The organism is Sphingomonas sp. CFBP 13706, from assembly GCF_014842355.1.
Classification (GTDB): Bacteria; Pseudomonadota; Alphaproteobacteria; order Sphingomonadales; family Sphingomonadaceae; genus Sphingomonas; species Sphingomonas aerolata.
In genome coordinates, this window is the sequence record NZ_JACYVM010000001.1 from 766111 (window position 1) to 777420 (window position 11310).

General features: G+C 69.2%; 6 protein-coding genes. All 6 read left to right on the forward strand.

Features of this window, described 5'->3' with window-relative positions; genetic code table 11:
- Positions 1-132 precede the first annotated feature (132 nt).
- The 6 genes from IFS44_RS03310 to IFS44_RS03335 all read left to right on the forward strand — a co-directional run bounded on the left by IFS44_RS03310 (position 133) and on the right by IFS44_RS03335 (position 11237).
- Entirely contained in the window at positions 133-1572 is a 1440-nt protein-coding gene (locus tag IFS44_RS03310; RefSeq protein ID WP_192097468.1) for an efflux transporter outer membrane subunit, read from the forward strand.
- A 7-nt stretch (positions 1573-1579) separates the two neighbouring features.
- The gene (locus IFS44_RS03315; protein ID WP_192097469.1) at positions 1580-2728 is read left to right on the forward strand and encodes an HlyD family secretion protein; all 1149 of its coding nucleotides are present in this window, start codon (positions 1580-1582) and stop codon (positions 2726-2728) included.
- Complete coding sequence (locus IFS44_RS03320) at positions 2725-5331, forward strand: cysteine peptidase family C39 domain-containing protein (RefSeq protein WP_192097470.1); 2607 nt, start codon at positions 2725-2727, stop codon at positions 5329-5331. The genes IFS44_RS03315 and IFS44_RS03320 overlap by 4 nt, the downstream gene beginning before the upstream one ends.
- A complete protein-coding gene (locus tag IFS44_RS03325) occupies positions 5328-7439 on the forward strand; it encodes an ATP-binding cassette domain-containing protein (protein ID WP_192097471.1) in 2112 nt (703 codons plus the stop codon). Before IFS44_RS03320 ends, IFS44_RS03325 begins: the two co-directional genes overlap by 4 nt.
- A 396-nt stretch (positions 7440-7835) precedes the next feature.
- On the forward strand, positions 7836-8651 hold the full coding sequence (locus tag IFS44_RS03330; RefSeq protein WP_192097472.1) for a universal stress protein: 816 nt from the start codon (positions 7836-7838) through the stop codon (positions 8649-8651).
- On the forward strand, positions 8652-11237 hold the full coding sequence (locus IFS44_RS03335) for a cation-translocating P-type ATPase (protein ID WP_192097473.1): 2586 nt from the start codon (positions 8652-8654) through the stop codon (positions 11235-11237).
- The last annotated feature ends 73 nt before the right edge of the window (positions 11238-11310 follow it).

Consider the following 11310-nt stretch of genomic DNA (forward strand, 5'->3'; position numbering starts at 1 on the left):
GAAGCATGAAGATCCAGACCGATCTGCACGCCGGCAAACGCGGCGCCGATGATCCCGCCGGCCACATCCGTCGCGGTCGTGGCAGGGACGATCCCAAGCCGCACGCCTGACCCGCTGCGGTTGCGATCTCAGATGATCGTTTCCAGACGAGATGGCCGGACTTGTTCCGGCCATCTCCGCGTCCGGCACGCAATCCCCCTTCTCGTCGCCAGCGTGCTCGGCATCGCGGCGGGCGCTGACGCAGCGGACGTGCCCGTGACCTATGCCGAGGCACAGCGCATCGCGAGCCCGCTGCCTTGGCGCGCGGACTGGTGGACGATCTTCGGCTCCCCAGAGCTCGACGCGCTCGTCGCGCGGGGCAATATCGATAACGCGGACATCGCGATCATCGCGGCGCGGCTTTCGATCGCACGGGCCGCCGTCCGCACGATATCAGCCGAACGTCTGCCGCGGGTTGCCGCGATCGCCGGCGTCGCCGACCAGTCAGGCAATCTTGCCACCGCCAGCGGCGAAAACGGCCGTCTGTTTGAGCTTGGCCTCCGTGCGGCGTGGGAGCCCGACCTATTTGGCGGCCTTGGCAAGGCCGCGCGCGCGGCGCGGCTGGATGCGCGCGCCGCAGAGGCAAGGTTGGCCGGTGCGCGGCTCGCGGTGCAGGCGGAGATTGCGCAGACCTATTTCACGTTGCGCGCGCTCGATGGCGAGCGCGACGTCCTGGCCAGCGCGATCGACCGGGCGGCGCGGGCGCTGGCGATCGTTGCGGCGCAGGCCGCGCGCGGCAATGCCGCGGCGCGCGATGTCAATCGGCGACAGGTGGAACTTGCCATGCTGCGCGCCGACCTGCTCGCGCGCGACCGCGACCGCGCACTGACCCGGCATGCACTGGCACTGCTGGTCGGTGCCGCAGAAATCCCCGACCGTCGCGCCGCACCGGAACTCCTCACGGTTCCCACGATCCCGGCCGGACTGCCGAGCGAGATGCTGCTGCGACGACCGGACGTTGCGGCGGTCGCGGATGCGGTGGAGGCGGCGCGGTTGCGGCATTGGGCCGCGAAGACCGCATGGTTTCCGGGCTTTGCGCTCACGGGCAATGGCGGGCAGGCCTCGCCGACGCTCGGCGAGCTCCTGTCCCAAACCGCGCAGACGTTCGGCTTCAACCTGATCCTTTCGCTGCCGATCTTCGACGGCGGGCGTACCGCCGCGCGCGTCCGCCGGGCGGCGGCCGAGGATGAGCTGGCCCAGGCGCAGCAGCGCGACACGATCCTGCGCGCGTTTCGCGACGTGGAGGACCAGCTCGCAGCCACGCGCCTGCTTGCGGCGGAGGAGGCGGTGGCGCGCGAAGCGGCAGATGCGAGCCTTCGCAGCGAGCAGCTGGCTGCCCGACGCCTCGCCCGCGGCGCGATCAGCCTGCTCGAGTCACTCGACACGGCACGCGCGGATCTTGGCGCACAAACCCGGCTGGTCCGGCTGACTCATGCGCGGGCGATCGCCACCGTCGGCCTTGTTCGCGCGCTCGGCGGTGGATGGCGGACGACGTCTTCGCCGCCATCCCCCGTCACTCCGGCGGGGCAGTGATCGCGGCATGGCCACACCATTCGCCCGGACGCATAACGCGCTGGCTCGCGAGACGCCGCGCCTCGCACTGTTCGCGCTAGCCGTCGCAGCAGCCCTGCTCGCGGTCTGGCTGCTGTGGTTCACGCTGGCGTCGGTGACGCTGTACGAGGTGTCGACCAGTGCGCGGCTCGAGGTCGGCACTGTCCCGCGAGCCGTGTCGCCCGCGCAATCGGGGCGGATGATCGCGACGCGGCTCTCGATTGGGCGCCGCGTGACGGCCGGGGACGCGCTGGTCTCGCTCGATGCCGAACCCCAGCGGCTCCGGCTCGCAGAGGCGGAGCGGCGAATGCGCGACTATCCGCGACGTCTGGCGTCGCTCGACCGTGAGATGGCGCTGCTTGGGGAGGCCGACAGCGCGGATCGATCGAGCGCGGCGGCGGCAACACGCGCGGCGCGCGCCCGCGCGACCGAAGCCGATGCAGCTTCGCGCCTTGCCGCGGATATCGCGCGACGTCACGTCGAGGATAGCGAGGCGGGTGGCGTGTCGCAGGCCGACGCCATCCGCACCCGCGCCGATGCGCGCCGTGCCGCTGCTTCGCGCGATGCACTCGCCGAGGACGCACGCCGCATCGCAACCGAAGCACAGTCCCGCGGCGGCCGGAACAGCGCGCACCGCGAGGAGCTCGAACGCATGCGCCTCGCCCTGGCCGACGACCTAGCATCGACCGCGGCGCTGGCCACGCAACTGCGTATCGAGATTGCCGGTCGCGTGGTTCGCGCGCCGGTGTCGGGGGTCGTCGCGGATGTCCAGGCGGTCGCCCCAGGCGCGATCGTCGTGGCAGGTCAGCGGCTCGCGACGATCCTCCCGGCCGGCGACCTGATCGTTGTCGCGGCGTTCGATCCGGCAAACGGACTGGGCCGGATCCGTCCGGGTCAGCGCGCGACGCTTCGCCTCGCGGGGTATCCCTGGACCGAATATGGCGTCGTGCCGGCACGGGTCGAGCGTGTCGCCGGCGAGCTGCGCGACGGCCGGATGCGGGTCGAGCTGTCCGCGGCACGCGGCGCCATCCGCGGCGTCGCGCTGGTGCACGGGCTTGCGGGGTCCGTCGAGGTCGCGGTCGAGCATGTCTCGCCCGCGCGGTTGCTGATGCGGACCGCAGGCGGGGCGCTGCGATGAGCGGTCCGCGGCGATGGCTCGCCCCCGAAGTCGTCCAGACATCGAGCATGGATTGCGGCCCGGCGGCACTCAAGTGCCTGCTCGAGGGGCATGGTATCCCGGTCAGCTACGGGCGGCTGCGCGAGGCGTGCCAGACCAGCGTCGACGGCACGTCGATCGACACTATCGAAGCCGTCGCCAACCATCTCGGCCTGGCGGCGGAGCAGGTGCTGGTTCCCGCCGACCATGTGATGCTCGCCAGCACAACGCTGCCCGCGATCGTCGTGGTTCGCCATGCCGATGAGGCGACGCATTTCGTCGTGCTGTGGCGGCGCGTCCGCGGCTGGGTGCAGGTGATGGACCCGGCAATCGGACGACGCTGGCTGCGCGAGGCGACGTTCCGCGCCGCGATCTACCGGCATGGCACGCGCGTCCCCGCGGCGGCCTGGCACGGATGGGCACGCTCGGCGGAGGCAGCGACGGCGTGGCGCGAACGCCTTGCCGCGATCGGCGTCGCGGGCGGAACGGCGGATCGGCTGCTCGCTACCGTCACTGCTGCGGAGTGGCAGCACGCCGCCGCGATCGATGCAGCGATACGGCTGGTGACGGCACTGGTCGACGCGCGCGCGCTGCCGCCCGGATCGGATGCCGCACGACTGATCGCGGCGCTCGCCGATCGTGCTGCGGCCGATCCGTTCACGGCGATCCCCGAAACCTATTGGAGCGCGGTCCCCGCCGGGGACGACGCGGTGGTGCGCGGGGCGGTGCTGGTGACCATCGCCGGCAGGCATACCGCCGCCGCACCCGCCAGCGATCTTCCGCCCGAACTCGCCGCCGCGCTCGCCGAGCCGCCCGCCACGCCGCTCCGGACGCTGGTTGCGATGCTGCGGGCCGACGGCCTGGTCGCGCCGGTAGCGCTGATGTTCGCCACGGCGCTCGCGGCGGGCGCGCTGATACTCGAGGCGCTGCTGTTCCGCGGACTGATCGATGTCGCACAGCGGCTGCCGACGGGGCTGGACCGGCTGACCGCTGGAGTCGCGCTGCTCATGTTCATCGCGGTGCTGCTCACGATCGAACTGGCGACGGGATCGGCTGCGCTGCGGATGGGACGGACGCTGGAAGTGCGGCTCCGGATAGCGCTGCTCGCAAAGCTGCCGCGGCTGGCCGATCGCTATTTTCAAAGCCGCCCGATCAGCGACATGGCGGACCGGAGCCACAATATCCACGGGATCCGCAGTGTTCCCAGCATCGGTCTGCGCTTCGTCGAGACCGTGTTCGAACTTGCCCTGACCGCGCTTGCGATTGCGCTGATCGCCCCGGACAGCGGTCTCGCCGCAGTTGGCGTCGCGCTGCTGACGATCGCGATGCCGCTCGCGATCCAGCCGTTGCTCAACGAACGCGACCTGCGCGTCCGCAATCACGCAGGCGCGCTCCACGGCTTCTATCTCGACGCGATCCTCGGCCTCGCGCCGATTCGCGCGCACGGCGCGCAGCGTGCGGTGGCGCGCCAGCATGAGGGGCTCCTCGTCGAATGGGCGCATGCGATGCGCAGTCTCGCGCGCACCGCAGTGACGGCGGACGGCGCACAGGCTTTGATCGGCACCCTGGCGGCGGCGGCGCTGGTCGCGAGCCATCTGTCGCGCGGGTCCGGTGTCGGCGGTGCGGACCTGTTGCTGGTGTTCTGGGCGCTGAAGCTTCCGGGCCTGGGATCGCGGCTTGCCGGGCTCGCACAAAGCTATCCGGGCCAGCGCAACGTCCTGCTCCGCCTCGTCGAGCCGCTCGATGCCCGGGAAGAGCCGATCGCCGGCCCGGCGCCGACCGGCGAGGGTCCTGCCGCGATCGCGTTCGATGCGGTCGATGTCGTCGCGGGCGGGCATCCGATCCTGACCGGGCTTAGCGTCCGCATCGCGCCAGGCGAGCATGTCGCGATCGTCGGCACGTCGGGGGCGGGCAAGTCGACGCTGCTGGGCGTCCTGCTCGGCTGGCATGTGCCCGCGGCAGGAACTGTCACGATCGATGGGGCACCGCTCTGCGCGGTGGCGTTGCGCGCGACGACGGCCTGGGTCGATCCGGCGATCCAGCTGTGGAACTGCTCGCTGCTCGACAACCTGCTCTACGCCGCGACCGACGACGCGATCGGCCAGGTCGGGCCCGTGATGGCGGCGGCGCGGCTGCGCGGGATCGCGCGCGCCCTGCCCGAAGGACTGCAGACGATGCTCGGCGAAGGCGGCGGACTGCTGTCGGGCGGCGAGGGACAGCGCGTCCGGTTCGGGCGGGCGCTGATGGTCGCCGATCCCCGGCTGGTGCTGCTCGACGAGCCATTTCGCGGACTCGATCGTGGTCAGCGCGAGACGCTGCTCGCCGAAGCACGCGTGTGGTGGGCCGAGACGACGTTGCTGTGCGTCACCCATGATCTCGCGGAAACGCGGGCGTTCGATCGCGTCCTTGTGATCGAGGACGGGCGGCTGGTCGAGGACGGTGCGCCGGCGGTGCTCGCCGCGGCCCCGTCGCGCTACCGCGACCTGCTCGACGCGGAAGCAGCGGTGCAGAGTGCGCTGCGTGAGGGCATGGCGTGGCGGCAACTGACAATGGTCGATGGCCTGGTCGTGGAGCGCGCACGATGACCGATCTCGCCCCCAATTGGTGGCCGCTTGCCCGGCTCGGCGAAGCGATCGAGGCGCTGGCGCTGGATGCCGGGCTGATCCGCGACCCGCCGACCGATCCGCTGGTCGTCCCCGCCGCCTTCGCGCTCGAGGACGTGCCAAGGTGGACAGAATGGGCGGCGGCGCGGCTGGGAGTGGAGGTGGTCGACGTCGAGACACCGGCCTCCGCGATCGACGCTGTGCTGGCAAGCGGCGGGCCCGCGATCCTGCTGGATGACACGGCGGAAGGCCCGGGTTTCTTCGCGCTCGCCGGCCGACGACTCGGCGGCGTGCTGCTGCTCGATCGGCATGCGTACCGTCGCCGCGTACCCTTCGGGATGCTGCGCGATCGCCTCGTCGAGCCGGTCGCCGCAGAACACCGCGCGGCGGTCGACGAGCTGCTCGATCGCGCGCTGATCGAGCCACGCCGTCGTCCGCGCGCCGCGGCCGCGCTGCTCCACGGACGGCTGCAAGCCGAACGGATCGGCGGGATCAGCCTGCTCCGTGTGCCGGCCTCCGCGCCGGTCTGGCGGCAGATGCGGCTGGACGGCGGCCTGCGTACGCTCGCGCTGATCGTTGTGGCATTCGTCGCACTCTACGTGCTGGAAATCGCAGGGTGGAAGGTGATCGGCGAAGGCGTTCTGGCGGGCAAGGTCGATTCCGGCTGGCTGCTCGGCTGGATGGTGATCCTGCTCACCGCCGTCGTTGCGCAGACCGCGAGCGCGTGGTGCGAGGCGAGCCTCGCGGTCGACCTCGGACGGATCATGAAGGCGCGGCTGCTCGCCGGCGCGCTCGCGTTGCGACCCGACGCGATCAAGCGCAGCGGTGTCGGCCAGATGATCGGTCGCGTGATCGAGGCGCAGGCGCTCGAAGCGCTCACCTTCAACGGCGGTATCGGGGTGCTGCTCGCGGGGATCGAACTCGTCTTCACCGCATGGGTCCTTGCCCATGGCGCGGCGCCGGCCGCGCATCTGACCCTACTGGTCGGCTGGGTCGTGCTGACCGGGTTGCTTGGCTGGCGGTATTTCGTGCGGATGCGTCAGTGGTCGGGGGAACGTCTGGACATGACCAACGCGCTTATCGAGGCGATGGTCGGACATCGGACCCGGTTGGCCCAGGACCGCGCTGCGCGCCGGGACGCGCAGGACGACGCGGTGGTGCAGCGCTATCTCACGACATCGGCGGCGATGGATGGCGCGAGCATTGTCGGCGTCACCGCGCTGCCATCGATCTGGCTGCTGGCGGGCATCGCCGCCCTCGTCCCGGCCTTCGCGGGACAGCCGGTGCCGTCGCCCGTGACGCTGGCGATAAGTCTGGGCGGGCTGCTTCTCGGCCAGCGCGCTTTTGGCGGGATCGCCGGCGGTTCGGCTGGACTTGCACGCGCCGCGATCGCCTGGTCGCGGGTGCGCGAGCTCTTTGCCGCGTCGCGCGGCGGGGCGGTCACCGTGACCCGGCGAACCGAAGGGATTGCGGACGAGGACCGGCCGGTGATCGAGGCCGAGGGACTTATGTTTCGCTATCCCGGTGCCGATCGCCGAGTCGTCGATCGCGCGAACCTGATGATCAGGCACGGTGAGAAGATCCTGCTCGACGGCGCATCGGGCGGCGGAAAGTCCACGCTGGCAGCATTGCTGACCGGACTGGAGACGCCGACATCGGGCCTGCTGCTGCTCGACGGGCTCGACAAGGCGACGCGGGGCGACGCCTGGCACCGTCTGGCCGCCGCCGCGCCGCAGTTTCACGACAACCACATCCTGTCGGGATCGCTCGCCTTCAACCTGCTGATGGCCCGCAGCTGGCCGCCCACGTCCACCGATCTCGCCGATGCGACAGAGTTATGCGAGGAGCTTGGTCTGGGGGATCTGCTGTCGCGGATGCCAGGCGGGATCGAGCAGCAGGTGGGCGAGACCGGCTGGCAGTTGTCGCATGGCGAGCGGAGCCGCATCTTCCTCGCGCGTGCGTTGCTGCAGCGCGCATCGCTCACGATCCTCGACGAGAGCTTCGCGTCGCTGGATCCACAGCGTCTTGGTCAATGCCTGGCTGCGGCGACCAGCCGGTCGCAGGCCCTGGTCGTCATCACGCATCGATGACCGCGCATATTCGACTATGCCAGCATCGCGCTCAGCGTGTTGATTGGAGCCTCAGGGTATCCTCAGATCTCGGACAGAATCCTGCGGAAGCCAAACTTTTACAAGCCGCTTGGCAGTGACCCGTCTGCGGTTCTAGGCACCTGGCGCCTTAGATGCCTTTCGAAAAATTGGTATCCAAGTCGTTGGTACGCATATCGGTCAATGCTGCTTACTTCGTCCGGTAGACTGGCCAACACGCTCCGACTGCTCTTTTCCCATGAGAGCGCCCCCTACGCTGAAGCGCGGGAGGCGTGACTGGCCGAGAAGATCGCAAAGCGTCGCGGCAGCCTCTGCGTAAACTACGTAAATCTAGCCCATGATCCTTGACCTAAACTGGCCCGATACAACGAGGTGGCCATGATCAAGACAATTCTCGCAATCGTGGAGGGCCCCGTCCGCGGTGGCAGCTTTATTGACGCGGTCCTTGGCTTAGCCGACCACCGGCAGGCGCATATGATCTTCGATGTCCTGACCGCGGCACCCATGCTGTCGCCTCATCTTGCCCCGTTCGGCACGGTGTACACATTGTCCAGCGAACTTCGGCAACTGGTCCGCGACCATGCCAGCAGCCTGCGCGCGCTCCTGCCGCCCGACAGCCAAGCAGAGATCGTGTCGCAATGCGACGATGTCGGGTGGATCCCGGGCGACGTCCGCGCCAGCGCGCCTCTCGCGGATCTCGTCATGATCGGTCCGCATGAGACCTGGTCGATCGATTGGCTCCGCCGCCGGACAATCGAGACCGTATTAATGGCCTCGGGCACGCCCTTGTTGCTGCTGCCGCCGGGCCGCTCGATCCGCAACGTCGATCACGCCGTGCTCGGCTGGAAGCCCGGGCCGACTGCGATGCGCGCCTTGCAGAATCTCGTCCGGCTCGCCGCGTCCGGTGCGCGGATCGATGTCGTTGCGATTAAACACGGTCTGGCCGATCAGCCGGAAACCGCGCTCGAACCGGTCGTCGCGCTGTTGCACCGCCACGGTTTCGGCGTTGAGGGGCATGCGCTCGACCGGAGCGGGAAAGCGCAGGACGGGCTGACCAGCTTCGCGCTCGATCGCGGTGCCGACCTTCTCGTTGTCGGCGGCTTTGCGCATTCACGGATGCGCGAGATCGTGCTCGGTGGCGTCACGCGCAGTCTGATCGACGATCCGCGTTTGCCCGTTCTCATGGCGCACTGAATGTCCGGCACGGCCACGCTGTCCGTCGACGCCGATCGCAGCGGACTGTCCAGTGCGGTCGCCGCCGATCGGCTTTTACGCGACGGCCCCAATGAATTGCCGCGCGCCGACCGGCATTCGGTGTTGCGGCTCGCGCTGGACGTGCTGCGCGAGCCGATGCTGGCGCTGCTGCTCGCCGGCGGTGTCGCCTATATGCTGCTCGGCGATCTTACCGAAGCGCTGATCCTGCTCGCCTTCGCGACGTTTTCGATCGTTGTGACGGTGGTCCAGGAAAGCCGCACCGAGCATGTGCTCGATGCGCTACGCGATCTCTCCGCACCGCGTGCGCAGGTCATCCGCGATGGTGCGCGGCAGCACATCGCCGCGCGCGAGGTGGTGTGTGGCGATATCCTCGTGCTTGAACAGGGGGACCGGATCGCCGCCGATGCGCTGCTGTTCGACGCCGACGATCTCCAGACCGACGAGTCGCTCCTCACCGGCGAATCGCTGCCCGTGGGCAAGCTCCCGGCCGCGGATGCCGCCGTCGCGGAGCCCCGCCGCCCCGGTGGCGAAGGCCAGCCCTTCGTCTATTCGGGCTCGCTCGTCGCACGCGGCAATGGGCTTGCACGCGTTCTCGCGATCGGGCCTCGCACCGAGGTGGGACGGATCGGCCAGTCGCTGGCGAGGCTGGAGACCGAGGCACCGCGTTTGCGCCGCGAGACGACCCGGATCGTGACCTGGTGCGGGATCGGCGGCGGCGTGGTCGCGCTACTGGTCGTTTTGTTGTTCGGGCTGCTGCGCGGCGGCTGGATCGAGGCGCTGCTGGCCGGGATCGCGATCGGCATGGCGATGTTGCCGGAGGAGTTTCCCGTCGTCCTGACGGTGTTTCTGGCGATGGGAGCGTGGCGGATCGGCAAGGTCGGCGTGTTCACCCGCCGCGCGGCCGCGATCGAGACGCTGGGATCGGCCACGATCCTGTGCACCGACAAGACGGGCACGCTGACTGAAAACCGCATGTCGGTCGGCGAGCTTTGGTTGCCCTCTTCCGCGACGCTCGTGCTCGCGGGGAATAGGCCGGTGACGCCTGGCTATCACGCGCTGCTCGCCACCGCCGCGCGCGCCAGTGCGATTGCTCCGAGCGACCCGATGGAAATCGCGCTGCACGACGCGTGGTCCGCGGTCGTGGCGCGGTCGCCATCCACCGGGACGCTCGTCCACACCTATGCGCTGCGTCCCGAATTGCTGGCGATGTCGAACGTGTGGGACGACGGCGACGCGCTGCGCATCGCGGCCAAGGGCGCGCCCGAGGCGATCGCCGGCCTGTGCGCGCTTGCCCCGGATCAACATGCAGCGATGACCGCCGCGGTCGACGCCATGGCGGTGCGCGGCATTCGCGTCCTCGCCGTCGCGAGCGCGGCACCGCCGGATCGCGACTGGGCGCAAACGCAGCACGGCTATCGCTATCAACTGGTCGGGCTGGTCGGACTGGCCGATCCGATCCGCGCCAGTGTTCCGGGTGCAGTCGCCGAGTGTCGTCGCGCAGGAATTCGTGTCGTGATGATCACCGGCGATTATGCCGCGACCGCGCGCTCGATCGCACGGCAGGCGGGGATCGCCGAGGGCGAGGTCCTGACCGGCGCGGACCTCACGACGCTCGACGATGCCCATCTCGCGGCACAGCTGCCATCTGTGACGGTGTTCGCGCGGATAATGCCCGAGCAGAAGCTGCGTGTCGTTGACGCGTTCAGGGCCGCGGGCGAGATCGTCGCGATGACGGGTGACGGCGTCAACGACGCGCCCTCTCTCAAGGCCGCGCATATCGGTGTGGCGATGGGCAAGCGCGGGACGGACGTCGCGCGCGAAGCCGCCGCGATCATACTGATCGATGACGACTTCGGCGCGATCGTCCAATCGGTGCGGCTGGGCCGACGGATCTACGACAATATCCGCAAGGCGATGGCGTTCATCTTTGCGGTGCACGTGCCGATCGCCGGGCTCGCGCTGCTGCCGCTGTTCTTCGGCATGCCGATCCTGTTCGGGCCGATCCATATCGCCCTGCTCGAAATGGTGATCGATCCGGTCTGCACCCTCGTGTTCGAAGCCGAGCGGGACGAGGAAGACGTCATGCGCCGCCCGCCACGCGCGCCGTCCGAGGCGCTGTTCTCCGTGCCGATGATTGTCTGGAGCGTGTTCCAGGGCGGGCTTGCCTTCGCCATGCTGGCGGCAGTTTTTATAATCGAGCAAGCAGCCGGGATGCCGGAGCGCGAGCTTCGCGCATTAATCTTCTTTGCGCTGATCGCCGAAATCCTCGCGCTGATCCTGGTCAACCGGTCGTTCAGCGCGTCGATGCGCGATGCGCTGGTCCGCCACAATGCAGCACTCCGCTATGTCGTCGCAGCGATTGTCTGCGTAACCGGTCTGATCCTGTTTCTGCCCCGTGCGCAGATGCTGCTGAAGTTCGGGCTGATCGCCTGGAGCGATATGACGCTGGCGCTCGGCATGGGGATCGGGCTGCTCGCCATACTCGAAGCGTGCAAGCCGCTGATCCGCAAGGCGACGCCGCGCAGGCGGAGCGATCTGGGCAGCCGCGCCCTTGTCGTGCAATGATCGACGCTCTTTCAGGGACTAGCTGTTTAGTCCCGGCATCTGGTGGATCGGATCGACGATGAACCTGTCAGGC